The sequence below is a fragment of the Streptomyces sp. NPDC007088 genome (genome assembly GCF_042869355.1).
In the GTDB taxonomy this organism is placed as follows: domain Bacteria; phylum Actinomycetota; class Actinomycetes; order Streptomycetales; family Streptomycetaceae; genus Streptomyces.
Genome location: NZ_JBIAFO010000001.1, coordinates 160159 through 177512 on the forward strand (window position 1 = coordinate 160159; position 17354 = coordinate 177512).

Consider the following 17354-nt stretch of genomic DNA (forward strand, 5'->3'; position numbering starts at 1 on the left):
CGGCCGGCACCCGGCGGGCGCGGCCGCATCGCACTCTCGCACCGGGGACCCGCCCCGCGCAGCCCGCGGACACGGATTGTGCCGCTCCTGCGACATGTCGTCCGACCGGTGCCGTACCCGGTACGCCCGGACCGGAACCCCGGGAACGGCCCGAACGGCCACGCCCGCGGATCAGCGGCCCGGGTCCCGGGTCAGGCGAGTCCGCCCTCCTTCATCTGGCGCAGCTCCTTCTTCATCTCGGAGACCTCGTCCCGCAGCCGGGCCGCGACCTCGAACTGGAGGTCGGCCGCGGCGGCCCGCATGCGCTCGGTCATGTCCTCGATCTGCTGGGTGAGTTGCTCCACGGGCCGGTCGGTGGGCGTGGCGTCCTTGGCCCTGCCCTTCTTGCCCTTCGCGGCGGCCGCCTTGCCCTGCCCGCCGAGCGCGGGCACCGGCGTCTTGGTGCCCTTGCCGTCCTTGGACTGCCGGTACCCCGTGCCGAGGAGCTGCTCGGTGTCCACGTCCTCGCGGGCGATGGCCGCGACGATGTCGTTGATCTTCTTGCGCAGCGGCTGCGGGTCGAGGCCGCGTTCCTCGTTGTAGGCGATCTGCTTCTCGCGCCGGCGGTTGGTCTCGTCGATGGCCCGCTCCATCGCCGGGGTGATCCGGTCCGCGTACATGTGGACCTGCCCGGAGACGTTGCGCGCCGCGCGGCCGATCGTCTGGATCAGGGAGGTGCCCGAGCGCAGGAAGCCCTCCTTGTCGGCGTCGAGGATCGCCACGAGGGACACCTCGGGCAGGTCGAGGCCCTCGCGGAGCAGGTTGATGCCGACGAGGACGTCGTACTCCCCCGACCGCAGTTCCCGCAGCAGTTCGACCCGGCGCAGGGTGTCGACGTCGCTGTGCAGGTAGCGGACGCGGATACCGAGTTCGAGGAAGTAGTCGGTGAGATCCTCGGCCATCTTCTTGGTGAGGGTCGTGACCAGGACCCGCTCGTCGTTGTCGGTGCGCTCGCGGATCTCGTGCACGAGATCGTCGATCTGTCCCTCGGTGGGCTTCACGACGATCTGCGGGTCGACGAGTCCGGTGGGGCGGATGATCTGCTCGACGTAGCCGTCGGCCCGCGAGAGCTCGTACTTGCCGGGTGTCGCGGACAGGAAGACCGTCTGGCCGATGCGGCCGAGGAACTCCTCCCACTTCAGCGGGCGGTTGTCGAGCGCCGAGGGCAGCCGGAAACCGTGGTCGACCAGGGTCCGCTTGCGGGAGGCGTCCCCCTCGTACATCGCGCCGATCTGCGGGACCGTGTTGTGCGACTCGTCGATGACGAGCAGGAAGTCCTCGGGGAAGTAGTCGAGCAGGGTGTTGGGCGCCGTGCCCGGCGCACGGTCGTCGAAGTGCATCGAGTAGTTCTCCACGCCGGAGCAGGTGCCGATCTGGCGGAGCATCTCGATGTCGTAGGTGGTCCGCATCCGCAGCCGCTGGGACTCCAGGAGCTTGCCCTGCCCGTCCAGTTCGGCGAGGCGTTCCTCCAGCTCCTTCTCGATGCCGTTGATCGCGCGCTCCATGCGCTCGGGGCCGGCGATGTAGTGCGAGGCGGGAAAGATGTACAGGTGCTCGTCGTCGCTGATGACCTCGCCGGTGAGCGGGTGCAGGGTCGACAGGGCCTCGATCTCGTCGCCGAACATCTCGATGCGGACGGCCAGCTCCTCGTAGACCGGGAAGATCTCGATGGTGTCGCCGCGCACACGGAAGGTGCCCCGGGTGAAGGCCACGTCGTTGCGCGTGTACTGGATCTCGACGAAGCGGCGCAGCAGGTCGTCGCGGTCGATCTCGTCGCCCACCCGCAGGGGGACCATGCGGTCCACGTACTCCTGCGGCGTACCGAGGCCGTAGATGCAGGAGACGGAGGCGACGACCACGACGTCCCTGCGGGTGAGCAGCGAGTTGGTCGCGGAGTGCCGCAGCCGTTCGACCTCCTCGTTGATCGAGGAGTCCTTCTCGATGTAGGTGTCCGACTGGGGGACGTACGCCTCGGGCTGGTAGTAGTCGTAGTAGGACACGAAGTACTCGACCGCGTTGTTCGGCAGCAGTTCGCGGAACTCGTTGGCGAGCTGAGCGGCCAGGGTCTTGTTGGGCGCCATGACCAGGGTGGGGCGCTGGAGCTTCTCGATCATCCACGCGGTGGTGGCGGACTTGCCGGTACCGGTCGCTCCCAGCAGGACGACGTCCTTCTCGCCCGCGCGGATGCGCTTTTCGAGCTCGGCGATGGCAGCCGGCTGGTCGCCGCTCGGCTGGTACGGGCTGACGACCTCGAAAGGCGCCACCGTGCGTTCGATGTGGGATACGGGCCGCATGGGATCCACCGTACGACCAGCCACTGACAACCGTCGGCCGGCGGAGGGGGCGCGGGGCCACCCGGGTGGCCCAGGGGCGTGCGGCCACCGGGTGACGGCGGTGTCTCCCGGCCGCCGGGGCGGCGGCGCGGGTGGCCGGTTCTTGCCTTGCCGTTCGCCGGAGGGCCATCACCCGTCCGCTTCCTGTCGCACACGGACGGCCACTCTCGTACAGTCAGTGAACCCGCGAACACCAGGAGCTTTCATGTTTGCTCGTTCCGCCGCAGCGGTCGCCGTCGCGCTCGTGGGGGCCGGTGCGCTGATCGGTCTGCCCGCCACCTCGGCGGCCGCGGACACCGCCTTGCGGGAGCGGTCCCCGCAGGACGTGACGGTCGTCGCTCACCGGGGCGCTTCCAAACAGGCCCCCGAGAACACGCTGGCCGCGATCGACCGGGCGGCCGAGCTGGGGTTCCGCTGGGTCGAGAACGACGTCCAGCGCACGAAGGACGGCAAGCTCGTCGTCCTGCACGACACGACGCTGACCCGGACGACCGACGTGGAGCAGGTCTTCCCCGACCGGGCGCCGTGGAACGTCCGTGACTTCACGGCGGCCGAGATCGCCCGGCTGGACGCGGGCGGCTGGTTCGCGAAGGAGTTCGAGGGCGCCCGCGTCCCGACGCTGGACCAGTACATGCGGCGGGTGACCCGCAACCACCAGAACCTGATCCTGGAGCTCAAGAGCCCCGATCTGTACCCGGGCATCGAGCGGCAGACCCTCGACGCGCTGCGGCGGGACGGCTGGCTGGACCGCTCGCACGTCCGTGACCGGCTCGTGGTGCAGAGCTTCGACGCGGCGAGCGTACGCACCGTGCACCAGCAGCGGCCCGATGTGAAGACCGGCTATCTCGGTACGCCGCAGATCAAGGAACTGCCCGAGTACGCGAAGTTCGCGGACCAGATCAACTCCTCGCACGTGACCATCGACGGCGACTACGTGGCGGCCGTGCACGCCCTCAAGGGCCCGCACGCCAAGCCGCTGGAGGTGTTCACCTGGACCGTGGACACGGTGGACGACACCCGGCGCGTGGCGGACTACGGAGTGGACGGCGTGATCACCAACGCCCCGGACGTGGTGCGGGGAGCCCTGGAGGACTGACCGGCGTCCACACCTGCGCGTCACGGGGCTCGACGAGAGGCCCGCGCCGGTGTCGGTCGCGCGCCGTACGGTGTGGGCATGAACAGTCACACGCGGTCGACGGACCGGGGCGGAGCGGAGTCGCGCGGGGAGCGGGCGGTTCCGGGCGGCGCGTCCGGGGGCGCTCCGGTTCTTTCCGACGGGTCCGAGGGCGGTCCGGGATCGGCCCGCTGGTCCTGGGACGTGCTGCGGACCCCGATCGGCCCCCTGTTGCTGGCCGCGACGGGCACCGGCCTCGTACGCGTCGTGTTCCACGCCGACGAGGAGGTGCGGGAGGCCGAGCTGGAGCGGTTGACCGGCCGCCTGGGCGGAGCCGCCGACCCGGTGGCGGGAGAACCCGTGCTGGCCGCCGCGCGGGCCGAGTTCGAGGAGTACTTCGCGGGCCGGCGCACCCGTTTCACGCTGCCGCTGGACTGGTCGTTGACGGCCGGGTTCCACCGTCAGGTGCTGCGCGCGCTGGAGAGTGGGGTGCCGTTCGGCTCGGTCGTCGGCTACGGGGACCTCGCCCGGCGGGTCGGGCAGCCGGGGGCCGCGCAGGCGGTGGGGATCGCCATGGGGGCCAATCCGCTGCCGGTCGTCGTGCCGTGCCACCGTGTCGTGGAGCGGGACGGGGGCATCGGCGGTTTCGGGGGCGGCGTGGAGACCAAGCGCAGGCTGCTGGAGTTGGAGGGGGTCCTGCCGCAGCCGCTGTTCTGAGACGGATGGTGCGTTTTGGGCGCGGGTTGTGACGGTGACGGTGCCGACGCTTCGGGGGCGTGTTTCCCCCGCGTCCGCATGCCGCCCCACCGCCGGAATCGGCGGTGCGGCTCCGGAAGGGGTGGGCCGGCGTGTCGACGACCGGGCCCACCCCTGCGCGTCGCGGGTCGGGAGCGGTGACGGGCCGGGGCTAGGCGTAGACCCGGGAGGCCCAGGCCGCGAACTGCTCCCCGCTCAGGTGTGCGGCGAGGTCGGCCTCGCTGATCATGCCGACCAGGCGCTTCCCCTCGATCACGGGCAGCCTGCGGACGCGGTGCTCCCGCATCTCGCTCAGGACCTCCTCCAGATCCGCGTCGGCGGGGATCCAGCGCGGAGTGCCCCGCGCCATGTCACCGGCGGTGACCTTCGCCGGGTCGTGGCCCTTGGCGACGCAGTCCACGACGATGTCGCGGTCCGTGAGGATGCCCTGCATCCGCTCGTCCGCGTCGGCGATGGGCAGCGCCCCGAGTCGGTGGTCGCGCATCACCTGGGCGGCACGGTCCAGCGTCTCGTGGGCGGGAATCCACTGGGCCCCACGGTTCATGATGTCTGCGGCGTTCGTCATCGATACCTCCTGGGTGCCGTTGGCCGTCCGGCACGGCGGCACCGTCCGGCCCTCGCCATTCTCGCCGCACGGCACACGGCGCGCACCCGCGGACGGGACGGTGCTCACTCGGTGTGACCTCCCGGTGGCCGCCAGGCGGGGTGCCGGGGATCGTCGGTCCGCACCAGGACGTCCGCGACCTCGGCGGGGGCGGTCTCCTCCTCGTAGCGGGCGAAGGCGGGCAGGGTCCACTGCTCGTCTCGCGCGGTGCACCGTCGCAGCGCTCCCTCGCTGAGCGAGAGGTGCACCCCGAGGTCGAAGGGGAACCAGTGCCCGAACAGCAGCGGTCCGTGCAGCAGGAGGAAGCCCCCGGGCGGCAGGGTCACGTACGGGGAGCGGGTGGCGCGGTCGGTGACCGGGTCCCACAGGTCAGGCAGGACGCGCCCCTCGCCGCCGGGGTCGAGGGGGCCGAACACCTCGCGCCAGAGCGCGGGCACGTCGAACCAGCCGGAGTAGTAGGAGGCGGGGTCCTCGTGCCCGTACTCGTAGCGCAGCGAGGCGGGGCGCAGGAAGCCCTCGGTGGCGACGGGCAGCGCGAAGCGTCCGCGTTCCCGCAGCGCCCGCGCGACGCTCTCGGCGAGGTCGCCGGGGCGGGCGGCGGGGGCGCCGTCGAAAGCGGCCCGGACCCGCTCTCCGCCGTCCGCGGGCTGTGTGGTCAGCAGTTGCTCGGCGAGGGACTCGGTGAGCCGTTCCCAGGTGATCGCTTCGAATCGCACGGGTCCCATCCTGCCGCTCCGCCCGTGCGGGGGTGAGGGGCGGGCCCGCTGGGGACCCGCCGGCCGGCGCACGCGCGAGTCCCACCCGTTCGGGTGAGCACCGGGGCACGCGAGTTGTCCACAGGCATGGTCAAAGCGCTCGGGAGTCGCTTGACTTGGCCCCGTCGGCGGGCCACGCGGTGTGTCCGGCCGCGCCTGAGGAACGGGGGATCATGAAGACCGAGTGCGTGTGGCAGGCCGGGGCCGCCTTTCTGGAAGGCCCGCACTTCCTGCTGGTGTTGGCGGCGGCGGTGTGCTGCGGACTGGTGGCGGGCGTGTTCTTCGCCTTCTCCGTCTCGGTGATGCCGGCGCTGCGTCAGTTGCCCACGGCACAGGGGCTGGTGGTGATGCAGCGGATCAACAAGGTGATCGTCAACCCGCTCTTCCTCACGGTGTTCCTGGGCGCCGCCGTGCTGTGCGCGACGGCGGCCGTGGTCACCCTGGTGCGGCGCCCGGAGAGCGGGCTGACGGAGGTACTGCTGGGCTGCGGGCTGTACCTCGTTGGTGGCTTCGGGGTGACGGCGGCGGCCAACGTGCCGCGCAACACCGCTCTGGAGACGGTAGATCCGCAGGCACCCGCGAGTGAGGAGCCGTGGCGGCGCTACCTCGCCGAGTGGACGGTGTGGAACCACATACGCTGCGGGGCCGCGACAGCCGCGCTGATCTCCCTCGTCCTGGCCCTGACCGCGGGGAGGTGAGGCTCCGCCCCGCGAAGCCGCCACGGACGGCACGCCAGTCGTCCCACGCGCGCACCGCACGCGCACCGCGCGCGTCGCGGGTGCCCGGCGAGTTCGGCCGGGGTGAACGGCGGCCGGTCTGAGCCCGGCAGAGCCGAAGCCCCGTACGCCGGCGACACGAAGACGCCGGGGCTCGTGACGCCGAGCCCCGGCCGGTGCGGGAAGAGCGGACGGGAAGGAGGAAGGAGGGGAAAAGACGGACCCACCCGCAGGAGAGCGTGTGGGTGGGGTGTGGGGGCGACAAAACCGCGCGGCTCAGGACAGGAGGAAGTCCGCCTGTCCCGCCTTGGCCCCCTGGATGAAGGCGGTGATCTCGGCCGGAGTGTAGATCAGTGCGGGGCCCTCGGGATCGGCGGACTGCCGGAACGCGATCCGTCCGTCGGCGAGTTTCATGGCCTCCACGCAGTTGCCGCCGTTGCCGCCGCTCCACGGTTTGCGCCAGCCGACGCTGCCGAGCTCCCCCGCGGGCATGCCGTTGTATATCCGGACGCGGTCCATTCACAGCTCCTTGCGGACATCCCGGAGGACCTCCTTTGTGCGTTGTGCAGTAGCGGCGTGAGCCGCCATGTGGTCCATGACCTCCAGATACGTGGCCACCTCCGGGCGTCCGTCGAGGTAGACGGCGCCGGTGAGGTATTCCACGTAGACCATGTCCGGGAGTTCGGGCATGGGGAAGCGGAACAGGACGAAGGGGCCGAAGGTGCCGGGGTGCGGTCCGGCGTTGAACTCGGCGATCTGGAGGGTCACATTGGGCAGGGCGGAGACCTCGAGCAGCCGGTCTATCTGCTCGCGCATGACCCTGGAGTCCCCCGCCGGGCGGCGCAGCACCGTCTCGTCCATGACGGCCCACAGGCGCGGGGCGTCCTCTCGCACGAGAAGTTTCTGGCGGCGCAGCCGGAGGTCGACGTGTCGCTCGACGTCCTCGGGTCCGGTGCGGCCGAGGGAACCGGCGAGCATCACGGCACGCGCGTAGTCCTCGGTCTGGAGCAGGCCCGGGACGAAGTGCGGTTCGTAGCTGCGGATGAGGCCGGCGGCCCCTTCGAGGCTGACGTACATGCTGAACCAGCCGGGAAGGATGTCGTGGTACCGCTGCCACCAGCCGGGCTGGTTCGCGTCCTCCGCGAGGGTGACGAAGGCTTCGGCCTCTTCGGCGGAGGCGCCGTAGGACTGAAGCAGGAGCTGAAGGTACGGAATCTTCAGCGCGACCTCGGCCGTTTCCATGCGACGGACCGTGGCAGGGGCGACGCGCAGGACCTTGGCCGCCTGTTCCCGGCTGAAGCCCGCGTTCTCGCGCAGGTCCTGTAGGCGCTTGCCCAGGACCACCTGACCGACGGTCGGCGCGGACCGCGGTTCGCTCACGTCGACCTCCCTTGGCGAACAGTTCCCGAGCAGTGTGCCATGCGCCGCAACTGAAGCACACTCCACTTTGAACTTTTCAGAGTGGCTCTTGCCAAGTGTTCGCGGCGGGGCGATAGTGGCTCACGTGATTCCGTCCGCTCCGTTAATCACCACCCAGGCCACCGATCGCTGCGCGAGCTTCGAGCTGGCAGCGCATCCGGGCTCCGCAGCGCTGGCCCGCAGGCTCACTCGTGCCCAGCTCACCGGCTGGTCCGTCGCCGAGGACACGTGCGAGGCGGCGACCCTGGTCGTCTCCGAGCTGGTCACCAACGCGATCGTGCACACGAGCAGCCGGCAGATCGTGTGCGAGCTGCGCGAGGTGCGCGCGCCGGAGGAGGGCTTCCTGAGAGGCGGGGCCTCCGGCCGCCCGTCACTGGCGGGGGGCCATCGGGCGGTGCCCGAGGACCGTGGCACCGCACGGACAACGGACATCGATGTCAGACACCACGGCGCGGAGCCGCTTGGGGCAGGGGCCGGCGGCGCGGCTGGGCGCCCGGCGTCCGCGGCCGCGACGCCCGAGAGCCACCCGGTGGCGGTTTCCGCCGCCGGGAGCGGGGCGTCCGTCGTCCGTACGGGAGGCGGGGCTCGTACGGGCGGCGGTGCCCGATTGCTCATAGCCGTGCGCGACGAGGGGTGCAGCGGGGTGCCCGCGAGCCCCCGGCAGGACCCGCGCGACGAGCACGGGCGGGGCCTGTTCCTGGTCGCCGCGGTGAGTGCCGCCTGGGGAACCCATGAGGCGGAACACGGTGCGGGACTCGTCGTCTGGGCGGAGCTGCCCCGGGAAGAGGGAGCTGAATGCACACGGTGACGGCACGTTCGCTGGGCCTGGACACGCTGCTGGGCCTCGCTCGTGGCAGGACGCGCGCAGCGGAGCGCGGTGCGCTGGTCAAGCTGTCGGTACCGAGCGGGATGACCACGTCGATGGGTACGGACGCCGTCGGGGTGCCCGAGGCGCTGGCCCGACGGGTGATGGGCCGGCTGCCGAGCATGGGCTGCGTCTACAGTGACGGCGGCCGCTGGTGGTGGATCGTGCCCTCGGGCTCGGACGTCGCCCTGGAGTGGCCCGCGCCCGTGCACTACGCCGCCGGGGCGCTGGTCCCCGACAGCCGGCGCGAGCCGGAGCTGCTGCACTGTCCCTCGGGCAAGGCCCCGTACACGCCGCCCATCCCGCTGTACGTGACGCTGTGCCGGCTCACCGACACCCTGCCGGCGTGGTCGCGCCCGGCCCCCGCCACCGGCTGACGGCGCCCCGCCACCGGCTGACGGCACCCCGCTACCGGCTGACGGCACCCCGCGCAGGCCCGGTACCGACGCCCCGCCCCCGGCTGGGCGCCCCGCGAACCGACTGCTCCACGCCGCGGCTCGGCACCAGCCCCCCACTGCCCGTTGAGCGCCCCGCGTACCGATGGCCCGCGCCACGGCTCGGCACCGGTGGCCCGTGTCACGCTGCCGGGCCGGCGCTCGTGTCCGCCCCGCGCGAGGGCGTGCGGCGGGGTGCGCTTCGGCTCTCCCGGCCCGCGTGGGCTTCAGTCCCGGGCCTCCCGGGCGCGGACGATGACCAGGAACACGTCCTGAGCCAGGTCCATGACCACCTCGGCGGCCGTCCCCTCGCCGCGCAGGGCGCGGGCGAACTCCTCGGCCGGCCAGGAGCCCCGCGGGCCACCCGCAGGGAAACGCTCCAGCACCACTCGCTTGTTCACGGCTCCACCCCGTCCTGTCCTCGTGCCCCTCGCGTCGTCGGCCGGCCCCGTCCGTCGTCGGCGGGCCGTCCTGTTCCCGGACAACGACGGCCCGCACGCTCACGTCACGCTGATGGCGGTGGCCTGTCGGCGGTCGGTGCGGTACGGGCTTTTCGAGAATGACGCACAAGTGGACGTCCCGGGCCGCACTGTGACGTTTCCGTCACCTGTTTGCCCCCGGCTTATGACAGCGCGAGAGATCGCACGGGGTGCGCGGGGGCGTGTCGGGACGGCGCACGGGGGCTGCGGGCCCTCTCCCGGCGGTCGTCGGGCGGGCGGGCGGTCCACGGCCTCAGCAGGCGGCCTTGGCGCGCGAGCTGTCGAGTTCGCCGAGGAGCGCGTTGAGGCGTTCGCTGTCGCGCTCGGGCAGCCGGCCCGCGTCGTCGTAGTGGACGGCGGCGGCCGTCGTCGTGTCGACGAGGCGTTCGAGTACGGCGGTGACGTCGGCGGCGCCCTCGGTGTGCCGCGCGAGGGTGGGCAGCTCGGCGGCGGACAGTTCGACGGCGGTGCGGGCCTGGGCGAGGGAGCGGTAGGCGGCGCGCCGCAGCGCCCAGCGGCCGGGCCGGTCCTCGGAGCCGCTGAGGACGTGCCCGAGGTAGTCGGTGGCGGCCTGCGAGGCGGCGGTGAGGCGGCCGCGGACGACGTTGCCGCGCCGTCCGGGCAGCGGCAGATGGCCGACGAGCAGGACGATCGCGCAGGCGAGCAGCGAGTCGGTGACACGGTTCCAGGTGGCCTGGGTCTCCCCGCCGAGTCCGACGAGGGCGAGCACCAGGACGGTGACGACGGCGGTCTGGACGGCGAAGTGGCGCATGCCGAGCGGGATCAGCGCGCCGCACACGGCGACGAGCGCGACGAGCCCGGCGGCGCCCGGCAGGGGCACCGGCCGCAGGACGGTCACCAGGAGGGCGAAGAGCGCGGCCCCCACCAGGGTGCCCGCGACGCGGCACAGCGCCCGGGAGGCGAGCGGCCCGAGGTCGGGCTTCACGAGGAAGACCGCGGTCGCCGGCAGCCAGTACCAGTGCTCGGGGTGCAGGGCCTGGGCGGCGGCGGCGCTGGCTCCCAGGCACAGCGCGACCCGGGTGCCGTACTCGCGTCCCGCCGGTCCGGTGGCGCGGCGCAGCGCAGCGCGCAGGGGGCCGCGCCGGGTGCGGGCCGTCGCGAGGCCGGCCGGGCCGGCCGTGTCGAAGGCGGTGACGGCGTCGAGCAGGGCGTTGTCCAGGGAGCGCAGACCGGCGGCGTCCCTGCTGGGCGCGGGCACGACGCCGGGGAGGGCGTCGAGCAGGACGGCGTCCGCGAGGGCGCGGCATCCGCGGGCGGCGCGGGCGGGCAGTGGCGTGCCGGCCCAGGCCAGGGCGGTGGCGGCCTCGGCGAGCGGCAGGGCGGCCGAGAACCGGGCGTGCAGCCGGCGTTCGGCGGCGCTGCTCGCGAAGCGGCGCAGCCGGGGGCCGGCGAGGGCGTCCTGGGCCTGGTCGAGGGCGGTGGTGAGGGCGGCGCGGCGGGAGAGGGCGCTCTCGGTGCCGGTGGCGTCGAGGAGGTCGGCGACGGCGGTGTAGACGGCGGCCACGGCGCCGCGTTCGCCGTCGAGCCGGTACGGGTTGCGGGTGGTCCTGCCGGGTGAGGGCAGGAGCAGGCGCAGGGCGAGCAGCCAGCCGGCCCCGGCGAGGAAGAACAGGGCCCGCTGCCAGCCCGGCTCGGGCAGGGGCATGCCGGCACCGATCGCGGCCGTCACGAGCAGCTGGGTGCCGATGCCGGAGGCGACCGGTCCGATCGCGCTGACGGCGCCGGCGAGCAGCCCGAGCGCGGCGAGCACGAGGGGCAGGACGAGGGCCCGTCGCGGGTCGGGCGTGAGGGCCGTGGCGTAGGAACCGAGGAGGAGTCCGCAGGCCCCGGCGAGGGCGGGTGCGGACAGCCGCAGGACGGCGGTGCGGCGCGGGCCCGGCCGGTCGTTGATCGCGGCGAGCAGCGTGCCGAGCGCGGCCATGACCCCGGCGGTGGGCCGGCCCGCGGCGACGGCGAGCAGCAGCGGGAGCACGGCGAGGCCGCCCCGGGCCATGGCGACCCAGGGCATGGGTCCGCGCTGGGCGCGCAGGGCATGGCCGAGCCAGGGTGGGAGGGTGGTGGTGCGCGGGGTGTGCGCGGTGGTGCGGTCGCGCAGGACGCGTACGGACAAGCTGGCTCCAGTCGGCAGGTCACGGACGGTCGCGCGTACGCGGCCGTCCGGCGCGGTCACGTGAGGTGATGCCCGCGGACGACGTCGGCCTTGGCTCCTCACCAGGGTACGGGAGCGCGTGTCAAGACCGGGAACGAGTGGGTTTCGGGGAGATGACGGAAGACGGCGCGGGAGCGGACGGGGGCCGCCCGGGGCGCCCGTGAGGCGTCAGCCCGCCTGGGACGCCCACCCCGCGCCGCGTGTACCGGTCCGTGGCCTCGACGAGGCGCGTACGGCTCGGTGGCGGGATACGCGCGGCGGGTGAGGGCGTCCACGCGGCCCGGAGCCGCCTGAACGGTGGCGCGCGGCATTTCCCGGGCCCCGGCGCCCGGTGGGGTCCGCCCGCGCCCGGTGGGGTCCGGGCCCCGGCGCCCGGTGGGGTCCGCCCGCGCCCGGCGTCCGGTCCGGGGCCGTCGCGGACGGCTCGTTCCGCGGGCCGGGGCCCTTTCGGACGGGGCGCCTCTTCGGGATATCTTGATGTCGAGCAATATTGAAGAGACAGAAGACTGTGGAGACGGAGCGGAGCACCCGGTGACTGACTCGACCATCATCTATACGCACACCGACGAGGCCCCGGCCCTGGCGACGTACTCGTTCCTGCCGGTGATCGAGGCGTACGCCTCGACGGCCGGTGTCGCCGTGGAGAGCCGCGACATCTCGCTGGCCGGGCGGATCATCGCCGGGTTCCCCGAGTGGCTGGAGGAGGGCCAGCGCGTCGACGACGCCCTCGCCGAGCTGGGCGAGCTGGCGCAGACGCCCGAGGCCAACATCATCAAGCTGCCGAACATCTCGGCCTCGATCCCGCAGCTGAAGGCCGCGATCGCCGAGCTGCAGAAGCAGGGCTACGCGCTGCCGGACTACCCGGACGACCCGAAGACCGACCAGGACCGCGACGTCCGCGCGCGGTACGACAAGGTCAAGGGCAGCGCCGTGAACCCGGTGCTGCGCGAGGGCAACTCCGACCGCCGCGCGCCCGCCTCCGTCAAGAACTACGCGAAGGCGCACCCGCACCGCATGGGTGCCTGGACGTCCGGGTCGAAGACGAACGTGGCGACGATGTCCGCCGACGACTTCCGCTCCACCGAGCGGTCCGTGGTGATCCCCGCCGAGGACAGCCTCCGTATCGAGCTGTCGGGCGACGACGGTTCCACGACGGTGCTGCGCGAGTCCGTGCCGGTTCTCGCCGGTGAGGTGGTGGACGCCTCCGTCATGCACGTGGCCGCGCTGCGCGAGTTCCTGACCGCGCAGATCGCGCGCGCCAAGGCCGAGGGCGTGCTGTTCTCCGTGCACCTGAAGGCCACGATGATGAAGGTCTCCGACCCGATCATCTTCGGTCATGTCGTACGGGCCTTCTTCCCGAAGACCTTCGCCGAGTACGGCGCGCAGCTCGCCGCCGCCGGCCTGACCCCGAACGACGGTCTGGGCGGCATCCTCAAGGGCCTGGACGGCCTGCCCGAGGGGGCGAGGATCAAGGAGTCCTTCGAGGCCGAGCTGGCCGAGGGCCCGGAGCTGGCCTACGTCGACTCCGACAAGGGCATCACCAACCTGCACGTGCCCTCGGACGTCATCGTCGACGCGTCGATGCCGGCGATGATCCGCACCTCGGGTCACATGTGGGACAAGAACGGCAACGAGGCGGACACCCTCGCGGTCATCCCTGACAGCAGCTACTCCGGGATCTATCAGGTCGTCATCGACGACTGCCGCGCCCACGGCGCCTTCGACCCGGCCACGATGGGCTCGGTGCCCAACGTCGGCCTCATGGCGCAGAAGGCCGAGGAGTACGGCAGCCACGACAAGACCTTCGAGATTCCCGTCACCGGCACCGTCCGGGTCGTGAACACGAAGGGCGAGGCGGTCCTGGAGCTGCCCGTCGGCGCGGGTGACATCTTCCGCATGTGCCAGACCAAGGACGCGCCGATCCGCGACTGGGTCAAGCTCGCCGTGACCCGCGCCCGCGCCACCGGCGTCCCGGCCGTCTTCTGGCTGGACGAGGGCCGCGCCCACGACGCCAACCTCATCGCGAAGGTCGAGCAGTACCTCCCGGAGCACGACACCGAGGGCCTGACCATCGAGGTCAGGACGCCGGAGGACGCGATCGCGTACTCGCTGGAGCGCATCCGCCGCGGCGAGGACACCATCTCGGTGACCGGCAACGTGCTGCGCGACTACCTCACGGACCTCTTCCCGATCCTGGAGCTGGGCACCAGCGCCAAGATGCTGTCGGTGGTCCCGCTGATGAACGGCGGCGGCCTGTTCGAGACCGGCGCCGGTGGTTCCGCGCCCAAGCACGTGCAGCAGCTGGTCAAGGAGAACTACCTGCGCTGGGACAGCCTCGGTGAGTTCCTCGCGCTCGCGGTGAGCTTCGAGCACCTCGCGCAGACCACCGGCAACGCCCGCGCGCAGGTCCTCGCCGACACCCTGGACCGGGCGACCGGCACCTTCCTCAACGAGGACAAGTCGCCCAGCCGCAAGCTCGGCGGCATCGACAACCGCGGCAGCCACTTCTACCTCGCCCTGTACTGGGCGCAGGAGCTGGCCGGGCAGACCGAGGACGCGCAGCTCGCCGAGTCCTTCGCGGCGCTCGCGCAGTCGCTGGCCGAGCAGGAGGAGAAGATCGTCGGCGAGCTGATCGCCGTCCAGGGCTCCCCGGCCGACATCGGCGGGTACTACCAGCCCGACTCGGCGAAGGCCGCGTCCGTGATGCGTCCCTCGGCCACCTTCAACGAGGCCCTGGCCTCCCTGAAGGGCTGAGCGCACCCCGGCAGGTCCCTGTCTGAGCGCACCCCGGCAGGTCCCTGTCCGGCTGAGCGCGTTCCGCGCCCGGCCGCCCCACGGCCCCGCCCGTCCCGTACTCCTCGTACGGGGCGGGCGGGGCCGTATACGTATCGGGCCCTCCCGGCCGCCCCGCTCGTTCAGCTCTCGCGCGGCCCCTCGGCGGGCAGTCCGGCGGCGTGCGCGGCGCCGGAGAGGACCTCGCGCAGCATCGCGGGGGTCAGCCGGCCGGTGAAGGTGTTGCGCTGGCTGACGTGGAAGCAGCCGAAGAGGTCGAGGGACGGCCCGCCGTCCCGCGCCTCCAGGAGGACCCGGGCGCCGTGGCCGAAGGCGGGCCGGGGGCGGGGCACCTGCCAGCCGGCGGCGGCGAAGGCGGGCAGCGCGGCCTGCCAGCCGAAGGCGCCGAGGACGACGGCGGCCCGCAACCGGGGACGCAGCAGGCTCAGTTCGGTCACCAGCCAGGGCCGGCAGGTGTCGCGTTCGGCGGGGGTCGGCTTGTTGGCGGGGGGCGCGCAGTGCACGGGGGCGGTGACCCGTACGCCGCGCAGTTCCAGCCCGTCGTCGGCCGAGACGGCGGTGGGCCGGTTGGCCAGCCCCACGTCGTACAGGGCGCGGAAGAGGACGTCGCCGGAGCGGTCACCGGTGAACATGCGGCCCGTGCGGTTGCCGCCGTGCGCGGCGGGCGCGAGGCCGATCAGCGCGAGCGGCGCGTCGGCGGGGCCGAAGCCGGGCACGGGCCGGCCCCAGTACTCCTGGCCGGCGAAGGCGGCGCGTTTCTCCAGGGCGACCTCCTCGCGCCAGTCGACGAGCCGGGGGCAGGCGCGGCAGTCGGCGACGCGCCCGTCCAGTTCTGCCATGCTCCGTGCCGGGTCCCGCCCCGCGCTCCGCGTGCCGATCGCTTCCCCCGTGCCCTTGGTGCCCTTGGTGCCGTTCGTGCCCTTCGTCATGTGTTCCCAGGGTAGGCGGGCGCGGCGGCCCGGCTTCAGGTCCACACCGCGCCGAGCGCGACGAAGGCGCACACCAGGACGAACAGCAGGGCGAGCAGCGGCCAGACGAACCGCAGGTACGTGTCGTAGCCGACCTTCGCGAGGGCCACGCCGCCGATGGTCACGGCGGTGGTCGGCACCCAGAGGTTCATCCAGCCGCTCGCGGCCTGCCACGCGGTGACGACGAGGGCGCGCGGGACGCCCGCGAAGTCGGCGAGCGGCGCGAGGATCGGCATGGCGAGGGTCGCGTGACCCGAGGTGGAGGGGATGAGGAAGGCGAGGGGGAGGTTGACGACGAAGACGATGACGGCGAACAGGCCCGAGGAGGTGCCCCGCACGACGCCCTCGATGGCGTGCAGCACGGTGTCGGTGACCCGCGCGTTGTTCATGATCACGGTGACGCCCCGGGCCAGGAGGATCACGAGGGCGGGCGAGAGGAAGTCGGCGGCGCCCTGCACGAGGGTGGCGCTGAGCCTGGCCTCGCCGAGCCGGGCGACGAGGCCGACGAGCACGGCCGCGCACAGGAACAGGGCGGCGAGCTGCGGGAAGGACCAGCCGAGTTCGAATCCGTAGGGGGTGGCCTCGGCGTTCCCGGTGAGGGCGTTGGACCAGGGCACCACCGAGAAGATCATGAAGGCGAAGATCAGGCCGACCAGCCACAGGAGGCTCTGGTGCAGCCGGCTCAGCGGCGGCGTCCGCGCCTGCGCGGTGACGACGTGCTCCCGGTCTCCGGGCCGGAAGCCGCCCAGCGAGCGGTCCGGGTCGCGCCGTACGCGCCGCGCGTAGCGGATGACGTAGAGGACGGTCACGGTGGTGAGGACGACCCACATGAGGAAGCGCAGGACGATGCCGTCGCCCAGGGAGATGTCGGCGGCCGAGGAGGCCACCCCGGTCGCGAAGGGGTTGACGGTGGAGCACAGCACGCCGACGCCCGCGCCGAGGATGATCGCCCCGGTGGCGACGAGCCGGTCGTAGCCGAGGACGAGCATGAGCGGCACGATCAGCCCGTAGAAGCCGAGGGTCTCCTCGGCGAAGCCCTCGACGGTGCCGAGGACCGAGAAGACGACCATGACGCCCGCGATGAGCAGCGGCCCGCGCTCGCGCAGCCGGTGCGCGAGGCGTTCGATGCCCCGGTCGAGCGCGCCGGTCGCGAAGACGACGGTGATGAACGCGCCGATCGCGAGGACGAAGAGGAACACCCCGGCGCTGCCGTACAGCTCGCCGGACAGGTCGGGCCCCACCTGTCCGCTCTTCGCGTCCCTGATGCCGTACAGGCCGTTGACGGGTGCGAGGAAGAGGTCGTTGAGCCGGTCGACGAGGCTCTGCCCGGAGTCGACGCGGTGGTAGGTGCCCTCGACGGGCGCGCCGTCGGTGTCGCGCCGGTACTCGCCGGAGGGGATGAGGAAGGCGAGGGCCCATACGGCGACCGTGACGATCGCGAGGATCGTGAGGGCGCTGGGGAAGGCGAAACGCTTCCCGCCGCCGTCGCCGGTGCTCTCCGTCCGTTCGTCCCTGACGTCGCTGTGGCTCACGCGGCGCCGCCCCGCTCGCGGGTGCCTTCGGTACGGGCGTGGAGGACCGGGGCGGTGTCCGGCCGGCCGGCGCGTCCGGCGTGTTCGACAAGGGCCGCCCGCTGGGCTCCGGTGAGCGGTGCGTACGCCCGCCGGCCGGGTCCGGGCGGGGAGCCGGGGAAGGCGGGGGACGGGATCGCGGCGAGCCGGACCGGGTCCCGTTCCAGCCCTTCCACGAGCCGGTCGGCCCGGTGCTCCAGATCGGGGCCCCCGTACGGGTCCTGCTGCATGCCGTGCCTTTCGCCGCCGCTGTCCGGGGCCGGCGGGCGGCCGGTCCGGGCGGCCAGAATCCCGGACCGGGTACGGCGGTGCACGGCCATTCGGCCGTATCGGGCCCC

16 protein-coding genes are annotated in these 17354 nt (G+C 72.9%); 6 read left to right on the forward strand and 10 right to left on the reverse strand.

The window, feature by feature from the left end; all coding sequences use genetic code 11:
- Nucleotides 1-191: 191 nt before the first annotated feature.
- Complete coding sequence (gene uvrB, locus ACFYMP_RS00730) at nt 192-2333, reverse strand: excinuclease ABC subunit UvrB (protein ID WP_388848239.1); 2142 nt, start codon at nt 2331-2333, stop codon at nt 192-194.
- Nucleotides 2334-2577: 244 nt separating this feature from the next.
- On the opposite strand from uvrB, the gene ACFYMP_RS00735 reads away from it, so the two are divergent.
- Complete coding sequence (locus ACFYMP_RS00735; RefSeq protein ID WP_388848242.1) at nt 2578-3468, forward strand: glycerophosphodiester phosphodiesterase; 891 nt, start codon at nt 2578-2580, stop codon at nt 3466-3468.
- A gap of 78 nt (nt 3469-3546) precedes the next feature.
- Complete coding sequence (locus ACFYMP_RS00740) at nt 3547-4203, forward strand: methylated-DNA--[protein]-cysteine S-methyltransferase (RefSeq protein WP_388848245.1); 657 nt, start codon at nt 3547-3549, stop codon at nt 4201-4203.
- 190 nt (nt 4204-4393) lie between these two features.
- Here the strand turns inward: ACFYMP_RS00740 and ACFYMP_RS00745 are convergent, their stop codons facing one another.
- Both ACFYMP_RS00745 and ACFYMP_RS00750 read right to left on the reverse strand, forming a co-directional pair.
- Complete coding sequence (locus ACFYMP_RS00745; RefSeq protein WP_388848248.1) at nt 4394-4807, reverse strand: CBS domain-containing protein; 414 nt, start codon at nt 4805-4807, stop codon at nt 4394-4396.
- Nucleotides 4808-4911: 104 nt separating this feature from the next.
- Nucleotides 4912-5571 (reverse strand): uridine kinase, encoded by a 660-nt coding sequence (locus ACFYMP_RS00750; protein ID WP_388848251.1) that lies wholly within the window; start codon nt 5569-5571, stop codon nt 4912-4914.
- Nucleotides 5572-5774: 203 nt separating this feature from the next.
- Here ACFYMP_RS00750 and ACFYMP_RS00755 point away from each other — a divergent pair, with 203 nt between their 5' ends.
- On the forward strand, nt 5775-6299 hold the full coding sequence (locus tag ACFYMP_RS00755; protein WP_388848254.1) for a DUF1772 domain-containing protein: 525 nt from the start codon (nt 5775-5777) through the stop codon (nt 6297-6299).
- A gap of 294 nt (nt 6300-6593) precedes the next feature.
- On the opposite strand, the gene ACFYMP_RS00760 is transcribed toward ACFYMP_RS00755, so the two are convergent.
- Both ACFYMP_RS00760 and ACFYMP_RS00765 read right to left on the reverse strand, forming a co-directional pair.
- The gene (locus ACFYMP_RS00760; RefSeq protein WP_388848257.1) at nt 6594-6836 is read right to left on the reverse strand and encodes a DUF397 domain-containing protein; all 243 of its coding nucleotides are present in this window, start codon (nt 6834-6836) and stop codon (nt 6594-6596) included.
- Nucleotides 6837-7697 carry a helix-turn-helix domain-containing protein gene (locus ACFYMP_RS00765; RefSeq protein WP_388848260.1) on the reverse strand — a complete coding sequence of 287 codons (861 nt, stop codon included), beginning with the start codon at nt 7695-7697 and terminating at the stop codon, nt 6837-6839.
- A 115-nt stretch (nt 7698-7812) separates the two neighbouring features.
- On the opposite strand from ACFYMP_RS00765, the gene ACFYMP_RS00770 reads away from it, so the two are divergent.
- On the forward strand, nt 7813-8544 hold the full coding sequence (locus ACFYMP_RS00770; protein WP_388848263.1) for an ATP-binding protein: 732 nt from the start codon (nt 7813-7815) through the stop codon (nt 8542-8544).
- The gene (locus ACFYMP_RS00775; RefSeq protein ID WP_388848266.1) at nt 8532-8978 is read left to right on the forward strand and encodes a hypothetical protein; all 447 of its coding nucleotides are present in this window, start codon (nt 8532-8534) and stop codon (nt 8976-8978) included. Before ACFYMP_RS00770 ends, ACFYMP_RS00775 begins: the two co-directional genes overlap by 13 nt.
- A 284-nt stretch (nt 8979-9262) precedes the next feature.
- Here ACFYMP_RS00775 and ACFYMP_RS00780 read toward each other — a convergent pair whose 3' ends face one another.
- Both ACFYMP_RS00780 and ACFYMP_RS00785 read right to left on the reverse strand, forming a co-directional pair.
- Entirely contained in the window at nt 9263-9436 is a 174-nt protein-coding gene (locus ACFYMP_RS00780; protein ID WP_363145919.1) for a hypothetical protein, read from the reverse strand.
- Nucleotides 9437-9767: 331 nt separating this feature from the next.
- Nucleotides 9768-11543: an FUSC family protein gene (locus ACFYMP_RS00785; protein ID WP_388849507.1), complete on the reverse strand. Its 1776-nt coding sequence runs from the start codon at nt 11541-11543 to the stop codon at nt 9768-9770.
- A 672-nt stretch (nt 11544-12215) separates the two neighbouring features.
- On the opposite strand from ACFYMP_RS00785, the gene ACFYMP_RS00790 reads away from it, so the two are divergent.
- Complete coding sequence (locus tag ACFYMP_RS00790; protein ID WP_388848269.1) at nt 12216-14438, forward strand: NADP-dependent isocitrate dehydrogenase; 2223 nt, start codon at nt 12216-12218, stop codon at nt 14436-14438.
- Between the two features lie 161 nt (nt 14439-14599).
- Here ACFYMP_RS00790 and ACFYMP_RS00795 read toward each other — a convergent pair whose 3' ends face one another.
- From ACFYMP_RS00795 to ACFYMP_RS00805, 3 genes are all read right to left on the reverse strand, one after another.
- On the reverse strand, nt 14600-15316 hold the full coding sequence (locus tag ACFYMP_RS00795; RefSeq protein ID WP_388849510.1) for a uracil-DNA glycosylase: 717 nt from the start codon (nt 15314-15316) through the stop codon (nt 14600-14602).
- 125 nt (nt 15317-15441) lie between these two features.
- Nucleotides 15442-16977 carry a YfcC family protein gene (locus ACFYMP_RS00800; protein WP_388848272.1) on the reverse strand — a complete coding sequence of 512 codons (1536 nt, stop codon included), beginning with the start codon at nt 16975-16977 and terminating at the stop codon, nt 15442-15444.
- Nucleotides 16974-17246 (reverse strand): hypothetical protein, encoded by a 273-nt coding sequence (locus tag ACFYMP_RS00805; RefSeq protein WP_388848275.1) that lies wholly within the window; start codon nt 17244-17246, stop codon nt 16974-16976. Before ACFYMP_RS00805 ends, ACFYMP_RS00800 begins: the two co-directional genes overlap by 4 nt.
- Between the last annotated feature and the right edge of the window lie 108 nt (nt 17247-17354).